We start from the raw sequence: 21,499 nt of genomic DNA, 5'->3' as shown, positions 1-21,499 counted from the left end.
AAACCCTACGTGCCATTACATGAGTGATGCCTTAAAAATCCTATCTGATCTTAAACAGAAAAAATATCAACCTGTCTATTTTTTGTGTGGCGAGGAGTCCTATTTTATAGATCTAGTTTCTAATTATATAGAAAATAATGTACTGGATGAATCAGAGAAAGGTTTTAACCAAGTTATTCTTTACGGAAAGGAAACAAATATGGCCGCGGTCCTGGAAAATGCAAAACGATTCCCGATGATGGCAGATTATCAAGTGGTCATAGTGAAGGAAGCACAGCATTTATCAAAACAACTTGATCAGTTAACGAGCTATCTAGAGCAACCGCAGCAAACTACAATTTTATGTTTTGCCTATAAATATAAGACTCCAGATGGTCGCTCAAAAGCAGGTAAATTGCTTAAAAAGCATAGTGTTTATTTAGAAAGCAAACCGCTATATGAAAATAAAGTACCTGCTTTTATAAACGATATACTAAAATCTAAAGGTTATCGTATAGATCCTAAAGCCACACAAATGCTTGTGGAATATTTAGGAACGGATTTAAGTAAAATTAATAATGAATTAGGCAAATTAGAAATTGTTCATCCCAAGGATCAACCTATAACACCACAGGTCATTGAGGACAACATTGGAATCTCTAAGGATTACAACAATTTTGAATTACGAAAGGCTATAGGAAATCGCGATATCGTAAAGGTACATCGCATTATTAATTACTTCGGTGAAAACCCAAAGGATCATCCTATCGTACTCACCATAGGTCAATTGTATTCATTTTATACTCAATTATTAAAAGTACACGCGTTATCCGATAAAAATCCTGCAAATGTTGCTCGAGCAGCTGGTGTTAATCCGTATTTTGCAAATGAAATAATAACTGCTGCTCGTAATTTTCCTATGAAATATTGCAGTAGAGCCATAAAACTAATTCGTAAAGCAGATATGCAATCTAAAGGTGTAGGCAGTCACCAACTATCACAAAATGATATTCTTAAGGAGCTTATTGTAAATATTATGTCACGATGAGTAAGAAGAGTAAAATTAAATCTTGGATAAGTGCAGCTAGGTTGCGCACCCTACCTTTAAGCATAAGTGGTATTTTAATGGGATGCTCCTGCGCCCTATTCTCAATAAATTTAAATAAGGAAAGGGTTACCATATTTACTGATATGGATTTCAGTATTTCTAATCAATTTTGGTTCATTACCCTACTTGGAATAATCACGACTTTAGGCTTTCAAGTATTATCTAATTTTGCCAATGATTATGGAGATGGTGTTAAAGGTACTGATAATGAGGATCGAATAGGTCCTGAAAGGGCTATACAAAGCGGAGCAATCACTGCAAAGCAAATGAAAATAGCGATTATTCTTACGGCTACCATATCTCTAATAAGCGCTATAGCATTAATAGCTATGAGTCTAAGTTTTGATGAGGTTTTAATTGCATCGGTATTTCTGTTTCTAGCCATCATTGCAATTTGGGCAGCTATAAAGTATACTGTAGGTGACAATGCCTACGGTTACAAGGGACTTGGCGATGTATTTGTTTTTATCTTTTTTGGACCTGTAAGCGTTATGGGAATGTATTATTTGATTACCAAGGAAGTATATATGATAAACATTATTCCGTCAACACTTATAGGTTTATTGAGTGTTGCCGTTCTCAATCTAAATAATATGAGGGATGTGATAAGCGATAGCAAGGTTGGTAAGAACACACTAGTAGTAAAAATTGGTTTTGAGAGAGCCAAGAAATTACATCTCTTCATTGTAGTTATTGCTTTATTAATGCTTGTCTGTCATCTTTTGTTACAGTTTACACAACTTAGTTATTTTGATGAAATTACTTCCTACCTACTACTTATTCCTCTTTTTGGGGTTATTCCTTTGATTAGCCACATCATAAGAGTACACAATACCGAGGAACCTATTTCATTAGATCCAGAATTAAAAAAAGTAGCACTCTCTACCTTCTTGATTTCCGTTTTAAGCTTTACAAGCCAGGTTTTAGTTTTTTGATTTATTTAACATATTGATAATTTATTGAGATTAAGATCATTAATTTCATAAAAATCATACATTGTTAATAAAGATCTTTAATTTTAACCTAAACTATTTTATTACATTTAGTTTTTTATTATTTTTAATGACACTAAATAACAGCTTATAGAAAAATATTACTTTAACCTAAAAACCCTATTTAATATGGCTAGAGCAATGTTTGAGTACACTAAAACAGTGCTAGTGAAAGTTTCTTTCAGTCCAGCACTTTTCTGTAAGGAATTAGAAAAGGCCGTAGAACGCTTATTACCTTTTGAACTTACTGAACTCAAAATCTGGTTAGATGAGCTTTTTGCTTCAAATCCAGAGCTTAAAACTTGCATTCCGCTATTACCAAAATAGCTTTCTATTAATTTTTAAAACGAAAAAAGCGACCTCTTGTAGGTCGCTTTTTATATTGATACTATATTATAAAGCTTATGCTTTTGGACTTATGATTTGAACGTTTTGAAAAGCTATAGCTCCCTTAATAACTCCTGCTATTACCTTTTGCAAGGCCTCTATAATTTGCAGTTTAAGTTCACTGCGATGATATATTAAACTTACTTCTCTTGCAGGTGAAGGTTCTTCAAAATGAATCAAATTGTTTTGTTTACGTTCGTTTAAATCCAACGTGTTTAAATAAGGTAATAAAGTCATCCCTAAACCTTCATCGGCTAATTTTGTAAGCGTTTCAAAACTACCACTCTCGAGCATAAATCTATCGTCATCTGTATCTCTACTTCCCTTACATAGATTAAGGACACTGTCTTTAAAACAATGACCATCTTCTAGCAACAATAGCTCATCTACATTAATATCGTCAACTTTAATCTTACCTGAAGTGGTAGCTGCTTTTCTTGGATCGTAAACAACGAAAGGTTCATAGTATAAAACTCGCTCCTTAATTAACTCATGGTTTAAAGGTGTAGCGGCTATAGCTGCATCAATTGTTCCATCTTGTAAACTATCGATAATACTATCGGTGGTAAGTTCTTCAATAATTAATTTGACCTTTGGATATTTATTAATGAAATTAGTCAAGAACATAGGTAATAAAGTAGGCATTACAGTAGGAATAACGCCTAATTTGAATTCACCACCTATAAAGCCTTTTTCCTGATCTACAATATCTTGAATACGATCACTTTCATTCACAATATTGCGAGCTTGATTCACAATTTTCTTCCCTGTTTCAGTAAGTTCAATTGGCTTTTTGGACCTATCAAAAATTTGGACATCTAGCTCCTCTTCAAGTTTTTGAATTTGCATACTCAAAGTAGGCTGGGTCACAAATACTTTCTCTGCAGCTTTGGTGAAATTTTGATATTGAGCAACAGCTAGAACGTATTTTAACTGGGTAATTGTCATGATAGATATTTTCTACAAAAATAATGCTTATTATATATATTATCGATGCTAAATTAATCCCAATTAAAAAGCAGTCAACAAATTGTCAACTACTTTTATACTGTTAAAACGATAGCGGTTTTCAATAATTATAAACCAAATTACGATCAGTATGATCAGGTTGGGTTCTTTGTAATTATAACGGCCTAAACTAGACTAAAATAAAAAAACATGTTTCAAGATTTATCCAAAGCGATTGGAATTATTTTCACTTTATTGTTAATGATTGTGTTAGTGATATTTGGTACTGCGTTTTATGTTTCGACGCAATCCCAAACCACTGCTCCTATTCAAGAAGTAGCAGTTGTGAGTAAACCTGCTGTAGAACTTACCGATGTCCAAAAACAAGGAAAAGAACTATTCAATACAAACTGTGCTAGCTGTCATAAACGTTACAAAAAGGCCACCGGACCTGCTCTTCATGGTGTCACAGAAAGAAGAGATAAAGAATGGTTATATAAATGGATCAAAAATAGCAGTGCGTTAATAGCAAGTGGTGATCCAACAGCGGTAAAACTTTACAATGAATGGAATCAAAGTAATATGAATGCATTCCCTCAATTATCAAACGAGCAAATTGATGCTATACTAGCTTACGTGGAAATTCCTAAATAAACACATTAACATTTTCACAACTCCATACATTTATATTCTAAGGTATTTTTACTTTTAAATATTAATAATGAAAATACTTGCAATTGCGGCTAGTAATAGTTTGCAATCTATAAATAAGAAACTGCTTACTCATGTTGCTACTCTATTAGCTCCTTTAGATGTAGAGTTAATAGACATCAATAAATACGAGGTTCCTATTTACGGTATTGACAAAGAGATTGAAAAAGGTATACCCAGTGAAATTCTGGAATTATCCCAAAAAATAAAAAATAGCGACTTTTTAATTTTTTCTCTTGCAGAACATAACGGAAGTTATACAGCGGCTTTTAAAAATATCTTTGATTGGTTATCTAGAGTGCCAGATACAAAAGGATTTCATAATCGCAAGACCTTATTACTAGCTACTTCACCAGGATCACGTGGTGCATCTACGGTATTGGAAATAGCTAGAGATAGATTCCCTAGAAATGACGCTAGTGTAATAGGAGCTTTATCCGTACCTTCATTCAATGAAAACTTTGATCTTGAAAAGGGTATAATCAATCCAGATATTAAACAAGCATTAAACGATTTACTTCATAAAATAAAATAATTATGGCTACAATAACATTAGGAGGCAATGAAATATCTACATCAGGATCGTTACCTGAAGTAGGATCACAAGCACCAGATTTTCAATTGTTAGATTCAGATCTTAACACTAAAACTTTAAACGATTTTAAGGGAAAACGCCTTGTGCTTAATATCTTTCCTAGTATAGATACCGACACTTGTGCAACAAGCGTAAAAAACTTTAATAAAAGAGCGACTGAACTTGATAACACAGCAGTGCTTTGTATTTCACGAGATACACCGTTTGCTCAAAAAAGATTTGCTAGCGACGAGGATATAGAAAACGTTACCAATTTAAGCGATGTTATAACAGGTGAATTTGGTAAAAATTATGGATTAGAAATGACAAGTGGTCCATTATCAGGTTTTCACTCAAGAGCCGTTGTAGTTCTAGACGAAGAAGGAAAAGTAATCTATAATCAGCAAGTTGGTGAAATTGCTGATGAACCTGACTATCTTTCGGCACTTAAATCACTTTTATAATTGAATTTAAAACAATTTATCATTGGTAGAATAAAGGGCGTGGGCTATGCTTTTAAAGGAGCCTTTGCCCTTATTTTATCAGAGCCTAGTATACAAGTACAGGCGATCATCGGTGTTATAATGACAATTGCTGGTTTTGTATTTAATATCACAAGGCTAGAATGGATGATACAATGCATGTGTATAGGAGGCATAATGAGTTTAGAAGGTTTAAACACTGCCATTGAAGGCATTGCCGACTTTATTCATCCAGAATTCCACGAAAAAATAGGTCGCATCAAGGACATAGCAGCAGGAGCTGTTTTTATAACCGCAATAACAGCAAGTATTGTAGGTCTAATCATCTACATACCTTATATCGTAGAACTATTTAGTTAATAAATCCTGTTGATATCTGTACGTTTCAAATGTTTAAGGAATGTACAATATTGTTATTTTTGTTCGTTCATTATAATTCATGGCGCGCAAAAAGAAAACATCTACTCCACCATCGTTGATTTCTAAAATCAAAAACTTTTCTCTTACACGTAGACAAGAGGTTATTCTTGGATCTGGACTTATGGCTCTAGGTGCCATATTCTTTTTCTCCTTCTTGTCCTTTCTATTTACTTGGAGAGAAGATCAAAGTGAACTAGTAGATCTAGGAAATCGTGCAGTTGTGACAAAAAACTGGCTCAACCAACTAGGTGCTTGGTTAGGCGATATATTTGTTTATAAAGGTTTTGGAATAGCCGCATTTTCAATCGCTGTACTCACTATACTCACAGGTGTCTATTTATTTGCAGCAGGCAAGAACTTTTTATCGCTTTCGCGAAAGCGTATCCTGCAACTATGGTTTTGGGGATTATTACTTATGATATGGTTGAGTGTTGTGTTAGGATATTTCCATAATTACAGTGCTTTATTAGGAGGAACTGTAGGTTTTGAAATTAATGACCTACTTCAAGATTATGTAGGTCTAATAGGAAGTATACTTATTCTTACCTTTTTTGCGATTGTATACTTAACTCTAAGATTAAAACTTACTCCAGAGAAGATTGCTGCTCGTTTTGCTAAAGCAAAACAAACTGTGGAAAATTCGATAGAAGATGTTTCCTCCCATATTGAATCTACAGATGAAGAAAAAGACTGGGAAGAAGCTGTTACACATACTGCCACTACGACAAGTGAACCAACTACAGAAAACGAAATAAAAAAGCAGCCTACCACCATGAAAAGTGGTGATATGGAAATAAATATTGCTCAAGAAGAAGAGGAGGAACTATCACCAGAACTTGAACCTACTTTAAAAACTACAGAAAAGGAAGTCGATCTAGAAGTAGGTGAAGTAATTGATGAAGAGCAACTTATAGATAATAAAGCTTCAAAGCTTGTAGAAGATTTTGGAGAGTTTGACCCTACGCTTGAATTGGGTAACTACCAGTTCCCTCCTATTGATTTATTAAAGGATTACTCACAAGGTAAAACCATCACTATTAATGAAGAAGAACTTGCAGCCAATAAAGATCGTATTGTAGAAACCCTTAAGAACTACAAAATAGGTATCGCAAAAATCACTGCAAACATAGGCCCTACAGTTACTCTTTATGAAATTGTACCTGAAGCTGGGATTCGTATTTCTAAAATTAAAAATCTTGAAGACGATATTGCATTATCGTTAAGTGCATTAGGTATTCGAATTATAGCACCTATTCCAGGTCGAGGAACTATAGGAATCGAAGTACCTAACCAAAAGCCGTCAATCGTATCGATGCGATCGGTGATCTCGTCTCCTAAATTTCAAAAAGCCGAAATGCAATTACCTATTGCACTTGGTAAAAATATTTCAAACGAGACCTTTGTTGTTGACCTGGCAAAAATGCCTCACTTATTAATGGCTGGAGCCACCGGTCAAGGTAAATCGGTAGGACTAAACTGTATACTTACTTCATTGCTTTATTCAAAGCATCCTGCCGAAGTAAAATTTGTTCTTGTTGACCCAAAGAAAGTAGAGCTTACTCTTTTTAATAAAATAGAACGCCATTATCTAGCAAAACTACCGGATAGTGAGGATGCTATCATAACTGATAACTCTAAGGTAATCAACACACTTAATAGTTTGTGTATTGAAATGGACCAACGATACGATATTCTTAAGGATGCTATGTGTCGTAACATTAAGGAGTATAATGCCAAGTTTAAATCGCGTAAACTTAATCCTGCAAATGGGCATAAATTTTTACCCTACATAGTTTTGGTTGTAGATGAATTTGCCGATTTGATAATGACTGCTGGAAAAGAGGTAGAAACACCTATTGCTCGTCTTGCACAACTTGCACGTGCGGTTGGTATTCACTTGATTATTGCTACTCAACGACCATCGGTTAATGTAATTACTGGTATGATTAAGGCAAACTTCCCTGCCAGAATTTCATTTAGAGTAATGCAAAAGGTTGATTCCCGTACCATCCTAGATAGCGGTGGAGCCGATCAATTAATAGGCCGTGGAGATATGTTGTACACCGCTGGAAATGAATTAATCAGGATTCAGTGTGCCTTTGTAGACACTCCAGAAGTTGAGAAAATTACCGACTTTATAGGCTCGCAAAAAGCATATCCTGATGCTCACTTACTTCCGGAGTATGTAGGAGAAGATGGTGGCACGAGTCTTGATATAAGCATAGAAGAAAGAGATAGTAAATTCCGTGATGCAGCCGAGGTAATTATTACGGCACAGCAAGGAAGCGCCTCTTTACTACAACGTAAGTTAAAGTTAGGTTACAATCGAGCTGGTCGTATTATTGATCAATTAGAAGCTGCAGGAATTGTAGGCCCTTTTGAAGGTAGTAAAGCAAGACAAGTCCTAGTACCGGATTTAAACTCTCTAGAACAATTGTTAAATGAAGAAAAGAACTCCTAAAATGAAACACATTATTACAGCAGTGTTTATGATTTTTGCTTTCGCGAAAGCGGTAACAGCACAAGATGCTAAAGCAGAAAAATTACTTGATGAAGTAACAGCAAAATTCCAATCCTATGAAAACATCAGCTTTTTGTACAAAGGGAATTTACGTAACGCAAAAAGTAAAACTAATATGGACATTCAAGGAAGTGCGAGAATGTCTGGCGAAAAATATAACGTAGGTTATTTAGGAACCACTATAATTTTTGACGGTACTAAACAGTATGTCATTAATAGCGAGGATGAGCAGGTTACAGTATCAACCCTAGATGATGACAATGCACAATCTATAACACCATCAAACATGTTATCCTTTTACAATAAAGGCTATAATAAAAAGATGGATATTGTCAAAAATGTAGGCGGTCGTAAAATACAATTTGTAAAACTTACTCCAATTAAATCAGATAGCAATTACAAAAGTGTTTTAATAGGTATAGACTCCAATACAAAGCATATTAATGAAGTTATTGTTACTGAAAAGAACGGGACAGTTATAACCTTTACCATTAAATCTTTGAAGGTAAATGAGCCCTTGCCTGAGAATTCTTTTGTATTTAATAAAGAAGAATACAGCGGCTACGATATAGAAGAGTTGGACTAATTTGAAAATTCTAGACCGCTACATATTAACTAAATTTACAAAGACGTTTTTAAGCGTCTTTATTGTATTTACGTTTATTCTAGTTTTACAAGCTATTTGGTTATATATAAAGGCCCTAGCTGGTAAAGATCTAGATGCAGAAACTATTTTTCTCTTTCTGTATTACAATATACCACTTACGATTCCTTTATCATTACCCTTGAGTGTGCTGTTAGCTGCTTTACTCGTATTTGGTGAGATGGCAGAAAACTATGAATTTGCAGCCATGAAATCCAATGGTATTTCATTGCAACGTGCTATGAGGTCTCTTACTATAATTATACTTAGTATAGGTGTCACATCATTTTTCTTTGCAAATACAGTGATACCATGGGGTAATTTAAAACAAAAAAACCTCATTAATAATATTAAAAGAATGAAGCCAGCTATGGCTATCGTTGAAGGTTCTTTTGAGCAATTAGGAGACTATAATATTAAAGTGACCAAGAAATCTGGTGATAATGGTAGATTTCTAGAAGATGTGATAATACATAAAAAAACACCTAATCGTACCGGAAATTTTACGGTAATAAAAAGTAAAAAAGGTGAACTTAAAAGTAGTTTAAAAAGTGACGTAATCCAGCTGGTACTTTATGATGGTAATTATTACGAAGAAATGATTCCCAAAACTGCTGAACAACGTATAAGCCTTCCTTTTATCAAGGGTGAGTTTAAGGAATACGAATTGAATGTTGACGTTTCTGAACTTAACGAGGTAGATCTAGATACGGAAACTGTCACCGACAATCAAAAGATGCTACGAATAAACGAGTTGAAAGAACGTATAGACACTTTTGTAAACACTTTTGAGCAAAATATGAAAGTGTATCATCAAACACAACACACTAAATGGACTCCTGAAAATATAGACAATAGAGTTAAAGAAATTGATTCGATTGTTTACAAAGAAAACTTCTTTGATACGATGAGCATCTTTGATCAACGCAGGGCTATTGAAAATGCGATTAATAGATCTAAATCTGATCGATCTGCCATTCAAAGTAGGATATCCTTTGAAAAAACTGAAAATGAACGGTTGTGGAAACACGAAATAGAAATACACAAAAAATACGTACTAGGTATAGCCTGTATTATTCTTTTCTTTATTGGTGCTCCGTTAGGAGCAATAATTAGAAAAGGTGGATTAGGACTACCTCTTGTAGTTGCTGTTGTGTTTTTCCTTACCTATCACTTTATTAACATTGGTGCTGAACAGTCTGCCACACGAGGTGCTATTCCTGTATGGTTAGGTGCATGGCTGGGTACCATGATCATATTTCCTATTGGGGTTATTCTTACCTATCGAGCGACTTCAGATCAAGGTTTCTTTGATGTAGGTGGTGCTATGGATAGCCTATTTAGAATATTCAAAAAAAAGCCAAATAAGGCATAGGCATCTTGCTTATCCTTATCTTTGTTACTCCTTAAAAATTAAAGATATGATTGCTCCTGCAGAAATTAAGCTGGATCGCATTGAAGACGCAATAGAAGACATTAAAAAAGGTAAAGTAATCATTGTTGTAGACGATGAAAATCGTGAAAATGAAGGTGATTTTTTGGCTAGTGCAGCATCTGTAACACCAGAAATGATCAACTTTATGGCCACTCATGGTCGTGGTTTGATTTGTGCTCCTATTACAGACTCAAGATGTAAAGAATTAGATTTACAAGCCATGGTAACTAATAACTCCGACCCTATGGAAACTGCATTTACAGTTTCAATAGATTTAAGAGGTCATGGAGTAACAACTGGAATAAGCGCTAGTGATAGAGCCAAAACTATTCAAGCCTTAATTAATCCAGATACTAGACCTCACGATTTTAGTAAACCAGGTCACATATTTCCTTTAAGAGCAAAAGACGGTGGCGTTTTGAGAAGAACTGGTCATACTGAAGCTGCCATTGATTTTGCAAGACTAGCAGGTCATGAACCAGCAGGAGTGATTGTAGAAATCATGAATGAAGATGGAACCATGGCTAGACTTCCACAACTTTATGAAGTGGCAAAAAAGTTTGATCTAAAATTGGTTTCTATTGAGGATCTTGTTGCCTACCGCATGAAAAACGACAGCTTGATTATCAAGAAAGAAGATTTCATGCTTACCACAAGATTTGGAGAATATCGTTTAAGAGCCTATCAACAAACTACAAATGGGCAAATTCATTTGGCCTTAACATTAGGAAGTTGGGATGACGATGAAACAGTCTTAACAAGAATGAATAGTACCAAAGTTAATAACGACTTATTCTCTACCCTAACCTCTGAAGCTGACAGAAAACTAGATGCGATGTTTCATAAACTCAATGAGCGCGGTTCAGGAGCCATTGTATTTATCAATCAACAGTTTGAACCAGAAAATATGCTAGCTAGACTTGAAACGCTCAAGGAAATTCAGGAGTCTGGACAAGTAAAAGCGCCGCGTAAACAACTGGACAATCGTGACTATGGAATAGGCGCGCAAATCTTACATGATTTAAACATTAGTAAATTAGATTTAATGACCAATTCTGAGCAAAGTAAACGTATTGGAATGGTTGGTTATGGCCTAGAAGTAGTGAATACTACCGATTACTAATCAAAAGAACTACTCAGCTTTTATGCAATTCAAAAAAACAACAGAAGAGTCTTCGCTTTATCAAAATTTAGAGACGATGTCAACGGCAATTTTACTTGAAAACATCAATGCCGAAGATCACAAGGTTGCAGTAGCTGTTAAAAAAGTACTGCCAGCTGTTGAAAAACTAGTTAATCGTATTGTTGATCAAATGAATTCTGGTGGTCGTTTATTTTACATTGGGGCTGGTACAAGTGGAAGGTTAGGCATATTGGATGCCAGTGAATGTCCACCTACATTTGGTGTTTCTTATGACAAAGTTATTGGATTAATCGCAGGTGGTGATGCGGCAATTAGAAAAGCTGTTGAAAATGCAGAGGATAACGATCAACAAGCTATAAAAGACTTAAAGAAATACAATATAAATGCCCAAGATGTAGTCATAGGAATTGCTGCAAGTGGAACAACGCCCTACGTAATAGGAGGTTTACAAGCTTGTAAACAATTAGGTATACATACCGGAGCGATAACCTGCAACCTTAACAGTCCACTTGATCAAATAGCCGATGATTCCATAGTTCCTATCGTAGGACCAGAATTCGTTACAGGAAGTAGCCGTATGAAAGCTGGTACTGCTCAAAAAATGGTACTGAATATGATTAGTACCAGTGTTATGATCAAGTTAGGTCATGTAAAAGGCAATAAAATGGTAGATATGCAGCTTAGCAATGATAAATTAGTAGATCGTGGTACAAGAATGATCATGGAAAAAACAGGTCTAGGTTATGAGAAGGCTCATAACTTATTGCTAGAACATGGAAGCGTAAGAGCTGCACTGGATAATTATGGCATGTGTTAATTATGGAACAGCCATCTACAGATAAAGAAATACTAGGAAAAGGACTTAAAAGACTAGCATTAAGTGTCCTATTTATATTTGCTGGTCCTATTTTAATTTATTTAGGAGCAGGAAGTGACCATCCCATCATTTTTCTCATGCCAGGAATAGCCTTTAGTATATTGGCCATATTTTTAATTTTTAGTGGTATTATGACCGTATTAGATGCTATGTTTAAAACCAAAAAGTCAAGATGAAATTTATCTATCTACTATTAATCATTTCCATAATATCGTGCAAACAAAACAATGCTACAGATGCTACTGGTGAAACTCAAACAACATCTAAGGAGTCTATAGTACAACCTGTCGAACAAGCAACGATAACTGGTAACGTAATTAATTATGAAGGTGATAAAGGTCCTATTAATATTTTGGGATTCTATGTTCAACCAGAAAACACAGGAAGTGTGGATGACCGTGGAAAGTTCACCTTTCAATTACCACCTAGTTTTAATAAAATTTCCTCAAATAAATTTGAAGAATACAACAAAAGCGACTCTGCCGAATATGAATTAGAGCTTTCTAACGCTGCAGAATTATTTCTTCCTCATGATAGCTTAAAAACTCAAGGTTTAGATTCACAAATAAGCCTTGCCGGTAAATTCTATACTTTTGAAGTGGCGCAAGATGATGTTGATGATCAAGTTCTAATTGCTCCTGCAAGCAGCGCTGCCTTCATTAAAAATGAGATTCAAGCAATACCTCAAACCCAAACAGGATGGCTTTCATATTATATTTACACTAATAATCCCGTTTTAATTAAAGGTGAGTACCAACAAGACAATCTAGTTGAAGATTATTCGACTATTATTTTTACAACTAATTATAAGTACGACATCAACCTACTTAAAGGTTGGAATTTAATTACTTATAGCGTACAAGAGGTTGTTAAAGTAGACAATACCGCAAGGCCTAGTCTCGTTACCTATACATCAACTTCAGTAAACAATTCTCCTGTTGACTGGATTCAAATAAAATAAATAAAGATTGAAATATCTCATTGTCTTTTTATGTTTCGCTTTCGCGAAAGCGCTCACAGCACAAGAACAGCCAGTAGATTCCCTTATCCGGGTAACTGCAGGATATCAAACTATCGATGAAGCAGTCCTACCCGATGCAGTTATCTATTCTAAGGATAATGCTCGTAGGGTTGTAGTGAATCATCGAGGTATTGAAATGACTTGCGATAGAGCTGTTTTATATCAAAAAGACAACTTTTTACGCGCAGTAGGAAACGTTATCATGAAACAAGGTGATAGTATCACAATGACATGTAATTATGCCGAATATAATGGTAATACCCAATTAGCATTCGCGAGTGAAAAGGTAAATATGATTACACCCGATACTCGTTTAACTACCGACACTCTATTTTTCAATCGTATAAAACAGCAAGCTTATTATAGGTCTGGTGGTACCGTTAGAGATAGTGCTAGCACATTAACAAGCCGAGTAGGAAGATTTTACATACAAGAGCAGAAGTACCGATTTATAGACGATGTTGTAGTAACTAATCCTGAATATACCATAAACTCGAATCATCTAGATTTTTACGAAGAAAATGGACATGCCTTTATGTATGGACCTAGTACCATAACAGGTAAGACCAGTAAGGTATATTGTGAACGAGGTTTCTATGATACTCGAGGTGATACAGGTTATTTTGTAAAAAACTCACGAATAGACTACAACACGAGAACTATTACAGGCGATAGTCTTTATTTCAGTAGGCCCAGAAATTTTGCAAGCGCAACTAACAATATAGTTGTGACCGATACGATCAATAATAGTATCATCAAAGGACATTACGCCGAAGTTTACAGAGATAAGGATTCTGTTATGATAACTAAACGTCCACTAGCTATTACGATAGAACAGCAAGATAGCGTTTACATGACTGCAAACCTACTAATTGTTACAGGTCCCAAAGACAATAGATTTGTAAGAGGTTATAACGATGTAAGACTTTTTAAAACAGACTTAAGCGGTAAATGTGACTCTATAACCACAAGACAAAGCACTGGATTAACCAAAATGATTAGGAAACCAATACTGTGGAGTGGTAAAAGTCAAATGACGGGTGATTCGATTTTCTTACAAAGTAATGTCAAAACCGAAAAGTTAGATAGTTTAAGAGTTTTCTATAACGCGTTTATCATTGATCAAGACTCCAGTGGTGGCTTTAACCAAATTAAAGGAAAGGAATTGACTGGCTTTTTCAAGAACAATGAATTAGATAAAGTTTTTCTCAATAAAAATGTAGAAAACCTCATTTATAGCCGTAACGACAAACAGGAATTAATAGGAATTAATAAAGGTACAAGTGGAACCATGGAAATAGAGTTTGAAGACAAGGCTATATCCATCATTTCTCCTGCTGATAATTCTGAAGACATACTTTATCCACCAAAAGAATTACCAGAGAATGCTAGAACTCTGCGAGGATTTAACTGGAGAGGTGATGAACGATTAATTACAAAAACTGATTTATTCAAAGGCAAAAAATCACCTGTACTCACAAAAATTAAAGGAATTCCTTTACCTGAACTGGATGAAGGTTTTTTTGATGAAGAGGATGGAAAACTTAATGAGAATTCGGTCTTGCAAAATGGCGAACTAGAAAATCGTATAGAAAATCAGTCCAAAGAATTACAGCAACCATCAGGTGAAGAAAATAATGGGAATTAAATCAGATTTCTTTAAATATCAAGCACAAACCACTCCATTTGCTCCAGGATTAGAAATAAGCCATGCAAATGGGAACTATTTCTTTGATACTCATGGCAATAAATATTTAGATATGGTCGCTGGTGTAAGTGCTTTACCGTTAGGACATTCACATCCTGCTGTTGTAAAAGCTATCAAGGATCAACTAGATAAGTATATGCATGTTATGGTATATGGAGAATATGCCATGTCACCTGCTACCCTATTATGTAAAAAAATTGCATCCTTACTGCCCAGTCCATTAGACACTACTTATCTGGTAAATAGCGGAACAGAGGCTACAGAAGCTTCCATAAAATTAGCTAGAAGAGTTACCGGTCGATCACAAATTATTGCTATGAAAAATGCGTATCATGGTAATACAACCGGTTCTCTGGCATTAATGGATTATGAAGAGCGTAAAGCACCTTTCAGACCACTATTACCAGACGTTCACCACATTACCTTTAATTGTGTTCAAGAGTTAAGATTAATTACTAAAAATACAGCTGCGGTAATTATTGAAACTATTCAAGGTGGTGCTGGTTTTAAAGTGCCTTCTAGTCACTGGTTGCAAGAACTTCGAATGCGATGCAATCAAACAGGGACATTATTAATCGTTGACGAAATTCAACCAGGGATTTGGCGCACAGGAAGTTTCTGCTATTTCCAACAACATGATATCATACCAGATATGGTTATCACTGGAAAAGGTCTAGCAGGTGGACTACCGATAGGAGCTCTCACTGCCAGACAGTCACACATGACACAGTTTAAAGAGTTTCCTATGCTGGGTCACATAACTACCTTTGGTGGAAATCCCGTTATAGCCGCTGCTGCCCTGGCAACCTTGCAAGCTATTGAGGACGAAGGGTATCCAGAACGAGTTAAGGAAATAGAATTACGCTTTCGCGAAAGCTTACAACACAATATCATAAAGGAAATACGCGGAAAAGGTGCTATGATTGCCGCTATTTTACCTGACGATCAATATGCGGCACGAATTGTGGATAGATGTAGAGAGAAAGGTGTCATCTTTTTCCTATTGTTGTTTGAAAAAAGAGCAATACGTGTAAGTCCACCTTATACAGTTACTGATCAAGAAATTGATCATGCCTGTGCGGTTTTAAAAGAAACTATTGATGAATTTTATAGCAGCTAAATAAGCCTGTTTATAATTTGTTGACAACACTTTGAAGCACAACCGCTGACTAACCAATAATATTTACAACTTTAAGTACGCGAATTTTTAAAATTCTGCCTATGCATTTTGAGTATAATAATGAACACGAGCACAGCATTGAGAAATTTGAACTTATGCTACGCAGTAATGAAGTAGGATTTTTCGATAGTGACGAATTTGAGCAAATCATAGAACACTATCTTAATGTAGGGCAAATGGTTACAGCTCGTAAGGCCATTAGTCTAGCATTATCACAACACCCTAGTTCAGTTACTATACGTTTGTTCAAGGCAGAAATGCTCATTTTTGATAATCATTTTAAAGAGGCTCATGCGCTTTTAGATGAGCTATATGAAATGGAGCCCAATAATGCCGAACTTTTTATTCAAAAGGCAAATATTTATTCAAAGACTGAGAATCACGACAAGGCAATAAAATTATTAAATGAAGCTTTGGACCTTACCGAGGATCAAGCTGATGTGTATAATTTGATAGGCATGGAATTTCTATTTATGGAGGATTATTCTAATGCTAAGGTGAACTTTATGAAGTGTATAGAGCTAGACGATCAAGACTATGCTGCGTTATACAACATCATTTACTGTTTTGATTTTTTAAAAGAAAATCAGCTGGCGATAGACTATTTAAACAAGTATTTGGACTCCAATCCTTATAGTGAGGTAGCTTGGCATCAAGTAGGAAAGCAATATTTTGACCTTAAAGAGTATGAGAAGTCACTTTCTGCATTTGATTTTGCTATAATATCTGATGATACCTTTGTCGGTGCTTATTTAGAAAAAGGTAAAGTCCTTGAAAAACTCGGGCGATACAACGAAGCCATTTTTAATTATGAGCTTACCCTAGGGTTAGACGATCCAACTTCTTTTGCCTACCTGAGATTAGGAAAGTGTCATCTTAAATTAGGGAATGAAGAAGAGGCGATTAAATATTTAAAACGTACCGTAAAAGAAGATCCACTCTTAGACAAAGGTTGGATAGCCATTGTGGATTTTTATACAGAGAGATTAAATTATCAACGAGCGCTCAGCTATTTAGACAAAGCAATAGAAATAGATGGTGATAACGCTTTATACTGGATTCGATTTGCAGTGTTAAATAACAAACTCAATTTTTTTGAAGAGGCTGAATACGGTTATAGAAAAGCTATCGAATTAGGAAATTATGAATTTGACACATGGATAGAGCGTGCAGATATTCTAATTCAACTTGGAGAATGGCGAGCTGCCATTATTACCTTGGAACATGGTCTGGAGTTTTATCCTAATAATCCAGACTTAGAATGTAGATTGAGCGGAGTTTACTATCTCACCGGGAAACCTTTCAAGGGAAAGTATTATTTGCAAAATTGTTTAAAGTCTGAACCTGAACAAATCATTGCTTTTGAATTACTTTTCCCCAAGGTGTATAAGTCCGATGAAATACAACAGTTAATAACAGGATTATAATTATATGTTCTTTTTTTCAAAAAAGCATTTCCTTGTTGATTTGATTGACGGATTAACCGACATTCACAATCATATTTTACCCAATATTGATGATGGCTCTAAGGATTTAGACATGACATTAAAAATGGTAGAAGGAATGAAGTCGTGTGGATTTAAACACGCTATAGCTACTCCACACACTATGGAGGATTACTACGGCAATGATGATTTAAAAATTACCAACCATTTTCTTACTATCAAACAAGAATTAGAAGGTACACACGCTCGTGACTTTATTGTTCATGCCGCATCTGAATATATGATGGATAGTAGTTTTGAATCCCTTCTCGATCAAGATAAATATTTATGTATCAAAAATAATTATATCCTAACCGAGTTAAGTTACTTTCAACCACCACAAAATTTAAACGATCTTGTATTTAAAATGTGTTCTATGGACTTAATTCCGATACTCGCTCATCCAGAACGTTATCGGTATTTTGGAAGTTCAAAAATGGAGAGTTTGATAGAAAGAGGTTTTGAGTTACAACTTAATTTATTATCGTTAAGTGATCATTATGGTAAGGATGCTTTCGCGAAAGCGGAAAAATACTTACTTCAAGGATACTACAGCTACATAGGAACCGATGCTCACAAGCCAGAACATTTGGAAAAATTGAAAAACATTCAAATTAAGAGCAAGTGGGTACCTGCAACAAAAAAGCTGATGGAGAACCATCAGCTTAGTTTTAATTCCTAGTAAAATGGTTTGGTCTATTATCTTTTAAACTTCTCCTTCAAAGAGGTCCAAAAACTTTGTTTTTCTGCTCCGTAAGAGTAACCATACTTATTACCATAACCAAAGTTGGCCATCTTAACATCGTTAATCACTAATGCAGCATTCTTAATCTTCTCAGATTTCAGAGTATCTGAAATATACTCTAATAATGAAAACTCTGTATAATCGGCACGAGTTACATAAACGGTAACATCTGCGTATTTGTTAATCAACAAGGTGTCGGTTACTAAAATAGTTGGTGCCGAATCGATGATGATCAAATCATAATCAAGTTCAGCTTCATTAAATAAGTCTTGCGTTCTTTTTTGCATCCAAAGTTCCGCTGGATTCGGCGGTATAGCTCCAGACAGTACTATATCTAGATTTGAATTATCCGGATCGGTAATAACAAGATCTTTGATTTTGATTGAATCATTAGTCAGAAATTCTGTTACTCCACGCTTGCGTTTAAATTGTTTGTTGTAAAACCTGTGTAATTGTGGATTTCTAATATCACCTCCTATTAATAATACTTTTTTTCCTGAATAAGCATTAGTAAGTGCTAAGTTAAAGGCTACAAAAGTTTTCCCTTCTCCTTTTACCGTTGATGTGACTAGAACCTTTTGAGCACGTTGCTCTTCAGGTAAAGCATTTAGCTTATAAGCTAAATTCGTCCTAAGAATTCGGAATGCCTCAGCAAGTACGGATCTATCGTTCGTCTGTATACGATCCTTATCATCTTTAGCAAGTTTTGGGATTTCACCTAATATTGCTGTCTCTGGTAATGATCTTTCAAGATCTTTACGGCTTTCAATTTTATTTTTAAAAAGAGTATTAAGATATACTATAGTAACCGGGATTAGAAATCCAATAACTAACGCCACCAAATAAATTATTTTTGGTTTTGGTGAAACAGGATCTACTTTGGCCCACGCTCTATCCACTATTTTAGCTTTAGGAGTAGCCGAAGCCACAGAAATAGCTGTGGTTTCCCTTCTTTCCTTTAGTAACAAATAGATTGCTTCTATCACCATACGATTACGTTCAATACTTCTACTGTATCGTGCATTGTCTGGAACAGTGGCAATTTGTCCAGCTACCTTAGTCTTTTGCGATTTTAAGTTATTGGACTTAATCTCTAAGTTCTTAATATAAGATTCTATTGAACTTTCAATGGAGCTTTTTACCGCATCAATCTGACTTGCCAAATTAATCACTACCGGATTTTCTTTGGTAGCTGATTCTAAACGTTTATTATATTCTAATACCAAAGTATTGTATTTTTCTGATAAATCAGCTATGGTGAAATTTTCCAATCCAATCCCAGTTGGTAGGGTAGTATTGGTATCAGTTCTCATATACCTTTTCACAGATTTTGCCATTTCAATTTGAGACTGAACTGCAGTTATCTGTGCCTGTAATTCAGTAGATTGTTGCAAGTCAAGCCCTGCCTCAACAGTTAAATCTGTTATTCCACGTGAAGACTTAAAAGATTGCTGTGTGGTTTCAACACTATCCAAATCTCTTTGAACTTCTCTTAAACGTTCATCTATAAATTCTATAGTGTTTAAGGCTACAATATTTTTATCCTGAATCGCATCATTATTATAAATGCTTATTAGAGTATTGAGAAAATCAACTGCTTTAGTTTTATTAGCGTTTGTAAAAGTAAGTTTCAAAGCACTACTTCGTTTATCTATTTTTTCAAGTTTTAATTTTGACTGATAAGATAAAATAGTTCTCTTGATTGGAGATAACTTAAATTGAAACTCTAAATTATCTACATTTACATTATCACTTTTATTATGATGAGATTTAGAAATATTTGGTAATAACAATATTTCTATATCTTCAGCTATAGATAGTGGAGATCCAAATTTAATATTTTGCCAAGGATCTTTCTCCGATAATCTAAAATTTATGTTCTCATCATTAGAGTCCTTTAAAAAAATCTTTATTGGTTTTTCAATTTTATAATGTAAACTATCCGTTAGAGGTTTTATTATAATTGGAGATTCTTTGTATACATACGAATCTTTTATGTTGCCTAGGACTTGATAAGTAGTGGCAAGATCTAATTTATTAATAACATCTTCTATCAATCTTTTAGATTTCAAAATTTCCATTTCATTTTCTAAAGAATTGTAAGAAGCTCCAAAAGCATCAATATCTCCTAAAGCCAATTGTTCGGATATTCCACCTCCCATTTGAGTATCTTTTATAATTACAGAAGCATCAGCAGAATATTCGTTTACGGTATATCGTAAATAAATAAATGCAACTACCACACAGAATATTATAGAAAGAAGTATAAATGGACTGGCTTTTAGATAAGGTTTTAATTGATCAGCCAGGTTTATATTTTTTTGACTGGTGTTATGATTTGACTCCATCTTGATTTTTAATTATTGCGTGTAATTAAAATAATTACTGATAATACTAAACTCGCTATACTCACGAAGACACCCGCATATCGAGTATAACCACCTGAACTAGCTTTAGCACCGTTTGGTTGTACAATAACCGTATCATTTTGTTCTAAATAGTAAGCTTCGCTATTTATAAAGGCCGAACTAGTTAAATCAACTTTCAAGGTTTCCTGATTTCCTTCGTTGTCACGAATAATCAAAATTTCATCTCTTTTACCATCGATAGTTAAATCACCAGCATATCCCAGCGCTTGTATAAGCGAAATTCGATTATCCTTAAAATCATAAGTCCCTGGACGATTTACTTCTCCTACTACAGTAAACTTAAAATTCAGTAACCTCACTTCGACATCAGGTTGTTTAAGGTATTTGGAGAGCTTGGAGGTTAATAATTCCGAGACTTCCATTAAGGTTTTACCTTTAACCAAGATTTCCCCTAACTCTGGAAATGTGATTGTTCCATCAGGTTTTACTAAATAACCGTCTAGCATTTGTTGACTGACAATTTGGGTCGTATTTTGATTTATCGCAGGAACAAACTTATTATACTGTTGAGCCGTGGTCATATCATCTGTCGTCACAGTAATACGTAGTAAATCGTCGGGTTTAATCGTTACCTCATAATTGCTATTTTCGACAGGAAGATTTTCGTTAATATCCTGAACATATACAATCTGCTTTCTTGTCGTGCACGAAAAAGAAAGAGCTGAAAGGACAAGTAATAGTATTAAGCTTTTAAGCTTAGCAATTTTCATG

At 34.8% G+C, this 21,499-nt stretch carries 21 protein-coding genes; 18 read left to right on the top strand and 3 right to left on the bottom strand.

The window, feature by feature from the left end; all coding sequences use genetic code 11:
• The first annotated feature begins 19 nt into the window (after positions 1-19).
• The 3 genes from holA to HCN53_RS02140 all read left to right on the top strand — a co-directional run bounded on the left by holA (position 20) and on the right by HCN53_RS02140 (position 2,406).
• Positions 20-1,027, top strand: a complete 1,008-nt coding sequence (gene holA, locus HCN53_RS02150; protein ID WP_167341866.1) for a DNA polymerase III subunit delta — start codon at positions 20-22, stop codon at positions 1,025-1,027.
• Complete coding sequence (gene menA / locus HCN53_RS02145) at positions 1,024-2,022, top strand: 1,4-dihydroxy-2-naphthoate octaprenyltransferase (protein ID WP_167341865.1); 999 nt, start codon at positions 1,024-1,026, stop codon at positions 2,020-2,022. The genes holA and menA overlap by 4 nt, the downstream gene beginning before the upstream one ends.
• Before the next feature lie 186 nt (positions 2,023-2,208).
• Entirely contained in the window at positions 2,209-2,406 is a 198-nt protein-coding gene (locus HCN53_RS02140; protein ID WP_042278618.1) for a hypothetical protein, read from the top strand.
• Positions 2,407-2,481: 75 nt separating this feature from the next.
• On the opposite strand, the gene HCN53_RS02135 is transcribed toward HCN53_RS02140, so the two are convergent.
• Positions 2,482-3,414 (bottom strand): LysR substrate-binding domain-containing protein, encoded by a 933-nt coding sequence (locus HCN53_RS02135; RefSeq protein ID WP_105018838.1) that lies wholly within the window; start codon positions 3,412-3,414, stop codon positions 2,482-2,484.
• A gap of 210 nt (positions 3,415-3,624) precedes the next feature.
• Between HCN53_RS02135 and HCN53_RS13165 the strand changes: the two genes are divergently transcribed.
• From HCN53_RS13165 to HCN53_RS02060, 15 genes are all read left to right on the top strand, one after another.
• Positions 3,625-4,068: a cytochrome c gene (locus HCN53_RS13165; protein WP_394335646.1), complete on the top strand. Its 444-nt coding sequence runs from the start codon at positions 3,625-3,627 to the stop codon at positions 4,066-4,068.
• Positions 4,069-4,135: 67 nt separating this feature from the next.
• The gene (locus tag HCN53_RS02125) at positions 4,136-4,660 is read left to right on the top strand and encodes an NADPH-dependent FMN reductase (protein WP_167341864.1); all 525 of its coding nucleotides are present in this window, start codon (positions 4,136-4,138) and stop codon (positions 4,658-4,660) included.
• 2 nt (positions 4,661-4,662) lie between these two features.
• On the top strand, positions 4,663-5,163 hold the full coding sequence (tpx, locus tag HCN53_RS02120; RefSeq protein ID WP_042278615.1) for a thiol peroxidase: 501 nt from the start codon (positions 4,663-4,665) through the stop codon (positions 5,161-5,163).
• Positions 5,164-5,541: a diacylglycerol kinase gene (locus tag HCN53_RS02115; protein ID WP_085774569.1), complete on the top strand. Its 378-nt coding sequence runs from the start codon at positions 5,164-5,166 to the stop codon at positions 5,539-5,541.
• Positions 5,542-5,620: 79 nt separating this feature from the next.
• The gene (locus tag HCN53_RS02110) at positions 5,621-8,062 is read left to right on the top strand and encodes an FtsK/SpoIIIE family DNA translocase (RefSeq protein WP_167341863.1); all 2,442 of its coding nucleotides are present in this window, start codon (positions 5,621-5,623) and stop codon (positions 8,060-8,062) included.
• Positions 8,043-8,708, top strand: a complete 666-nt coding sequence (locus HCN53_RS02105; protein WP_240919377.1) for a LolA family protein — start codon at positions 8,043-8,045, stop codon at positions 8,706-8,708. Before HCN53_RS02110 ends, HCN53_RS02105 begins: the two co-directional genes overlap by 20 nt.
• Position 8,709: 1 nt before the next feature.
• Entirely contained in the window at positions 8,710-10,140 is a 1,431-nt protein-coding gene (locus HCN53_RS02100) for an LptF/LptG family permease (protein ID WP_060522660.1), read from the top strand.
• 46 nt (positions 10,141-10,186) lie between these two features.
• Positions 10,187-11,323 carry a 3,4-dihydroxy-2-butanone-4-phosphate synthase gene (gene ribB, locus HCN53_RS02095; RefSeq protein ID WP_060522662.1) on the top strand — a complete coding sequence of 379 codons (1,137 nt, stop codon included), beginning with the start codon at positions 10,187-10,189 and terminating at the stop codon, positions 11,321-11,323.
• A gap of 22 nt (positions 11,324-11,345) precedes the next feature.
• Positions 11,346-12,161, top strand: coding sequence for an N-acetylmuramic acid 6-phosphate etherase (gene murQ / locus HCN53_RS02090; protein ID WP_167341862.1), 816 nt, complete (start codon positions 11,346-11,348; stop codon positions 12,159-12,161).
• A 2-nt stretch (positions 12,162-12,163) separates the two neighbouring features.
• Positions 12,164-12,397 carry a DUF6095 family protein gene (locus HCN53_RS02085; protein WP_060522665.1) on the top strand — a complete coding sequence of 78 codons (234 nt, stop codon included), beginning with the start codon at positions 12,164-12,166 and terminating at the stop codon, positions 12,395-12,397.
• A complete protein-coding gene (locus HCN53_RS02080) occupies positions 12,394-13,182 on the top strand; it encodes a hypothetical protein (RefSeq protein ID WP_167341861.1) in 789 nt (262 codons plus the stop codon). The genes HCN53_RS02085 and HCN53_RS02080 overlap by 4 nt, the downstream gene beginning before the upstream one ends.
• Positions 13,183-13,189: 7 nt before the next feature.
• A complete protein-coding gene (locus HCN53_RS02075; protein WP_167341860.1) occupies positions 13,190-14,890 on the top strand; it encodes an OstA-like protein in 1,701 nt (566 codons plus the stop codon).
• Entirely contained in the window at positions 14,880-16,070 is a 1,191-nt protein-coding gene (locus tag HCN53_RS02070; RefSeq protein WP_317168787.1) for an aspartate aminotransferase family protein, read from the top strand. Before HCN53_RS02075 ends, HCN53_RS02070 begins: the two co-directional genes overlap by 11 nt.
• A gap of 101 nt (positions 16,071-16,171) precedes the next feature.
• On the top strand, positions 16,172-17,557 hold the full coding sequence (locus tag HCN53_RS02065; protein WP_167341859.1) for a tetratricopeptide repeat protein: 1,386 nt from the start codon (positions 16,172-16,174) through the stop codon (positions 17,555-17,557).
• Positions 17,558-17,561: 4 nt separating this feature from the next.
• Positions 17,562-18,296, top strand: a complete 735-nt coding sequence (locus HCN53_RS02060; protein WP_167341858.1) for a tyrosine-protein phosphatase — start codon at positions 17,562-17,564, stop codon at positions 18,294-18,296.
• A gap of 17 nt (positions 18,297-18,313) precedes the next feature.
• Here the strand turns inward: HCN53_RS02060 and HCN53_RS02055 are convergent, their stop codons facing one another.
• Both HCN53_RS02055 and HCN53_RS02050 read right to left on the bottom strand, forming a co-directional pair.
• Entirely contained in the window at positions 18,314-20,707 is a 2,394-nt protein-coding gene (locus tag HCN53_RS02055; RefSeq protein ID WP_167341857.1) for a GumC family protein, read from the bottom strand.
• Between the two features lie 8 nt (positions 20,708-20,715).
• On the bottom strand, positions 20,716-21,498 hold the full coding sequence (locus tag HCN53_RS02050) for a polysaccharide biosynthesis/export family protein (RefSeq protein WP_167341856.1): 783 nt from the start codon (positions 21,496-21,498) through the stop codon (positions 20,716-20,718).
• Position 21,499: the final 1 nt, after the last annotated feature.

This window comes from Nonlabens sp. SY33080 (assembly GCF_011784885.1).
In the GTDB taxonomy this organism is placed as follows: Bacteria; Bacteroidota; Bacteroidia; order Flavobacteriales; family Flavobacteriaceae; genus Nonlabens; species Nonlabens tegetincola.
The sequence above is the reverse complement of the archived record's forward strand: the minus strand, read 5'-3'. Positions and strand labels throughout refer to the sequence as shown.

What these genes read in the sequence shown, in the direction of transcription:
- holA (WP_167341866.1), top strand. Translation starts at nt 20, where the DNA reads ATGAGTGATGCCTTAAAAATCCTATCTGATCTTAAACAGAAAAAATAT.
- menA (WP_167341865.1), top strand. Translation starts at nt 1,024, where the DNA reads ATGAGTAAGAAGAGTAAAATTAAATCTTGGATAAGTGCAGCTAGGTTG.
- HCN53_RS02140 (WP_042278618.1), top strand. Translation starts at nt 2,209, where the DNA reads ATGGCTAGAGCAATGTTTGAGTACACTAAAACAGTGCTAGTGAAAGTT.
- HCN53_RS02135 (WP_105018838.1), bottom strand. Translation starts at nt 3,414, where the DNA reads ATGACAATTACCCAGTTAAAATACGTTCTAGCTGTTGCTCAATATCAA.
- HCN53_RS13165 (WP_394335646.1), top strand. Translation starts at nt 3,625, where the DNA reads ATGTTTCAAGATTTATCCAAAGCGATTGGAATTATTTTCACTTTATTG.
- HCN53_RS02125 (WP_167341864.1), top strand. Translation starts at nt 4,136, where the DNA reads ATGAAAATACTTGCAATTGCGGCTAGTAATAGTTTGCAATCTATAAAT.
- tpx (WP_042278615.1), top strand. Translation starts at nt 4,663, where the DNA reads ATGGCTACAATAACATTAGGAGGCAATGAAATATCTACATCAGGATCG.
- HCN53_RS02110 (WP_167341863.1), top strand. Translation starts at nt 5,621, where the DNA reads ATGGCGCGCAAAAAGAAAACATCTACTCCACCATCGTTGATTTCTAAA.
- HCN53_RS02105 (WP_240919377.1), top strand. Translation starts at nt 8,043, where the DNA reads ATGAAGAAAAGAACTCCTAAAATGAAACACATTATTACAGCAGTGTTT.
- ribB (WP_060522662.1), top strand. Translation starts at nt 10,187, where the DNA reads ATGATTGCTCCTGCAGAAATTAAGCTGGATCGCATTGAAGACGCAATA.
- murQ (WP_167341862.1), top strand. Translation starts at nt 11,346, where the DNA reads ATGCAATTCAAAAAAACAACAGAAGAGTCTTCGCTTTATCAAAATTTA.
- HCN53_RS02085 (WP_060522665.1), top strand. Translation starts at nt 12,164, where the DNA reads ATGGAACAGCCATCTACAGATAAAGAAATACTAGGAAAAGGACTTAAA.
- HCN53_RS02080 (WP_167341861.1), top strand. Translation starts at nt 12,394, where the DNA reads ATGAAATTTATCTATCTACTATTAATCATTTCCATAATATCGTGCAAA.
- HCN53_RS02070 (WP_317168787.1), top strand. Translation starts at nt 14,880, where the DNA reads ATGGGAATTAAATCAGATTTCTTTAAATATCAAGCACAAACCACTCCA.
- HCN53_RS02065 (WP_167341859.1), top strand. Translation starts at nt 16,172, where the DNA reads ATGCATTTTGAGTATAATAATGAACACGAGCACAGCATTGAGAAATTT.
- HCN53_RS02060 (WP_167341858.1), top strand. Translation starts at nt 17,562, where the DNA reads ATGTTCTTTTTTTCAAAAAAGCATTTCCTTGTTGATTTGATTGACGGA.
- HCN53_RS02055 (WP_167341857.1), bottom strand. Translation starts at nt 20,707, where the DNA reads ATGGAGTCAAATCATAACACCAGTCAAAAAAATATAAACCTGGCTGAT.
- HCN53_RS02050 (WP_167341856.1), bottom strand. Translation starts at nt 21,498, where the DNA reads ATGAAAATTGCTAAGCTTAAAAGCTTAATACTATTACTTGTCCTTTCA.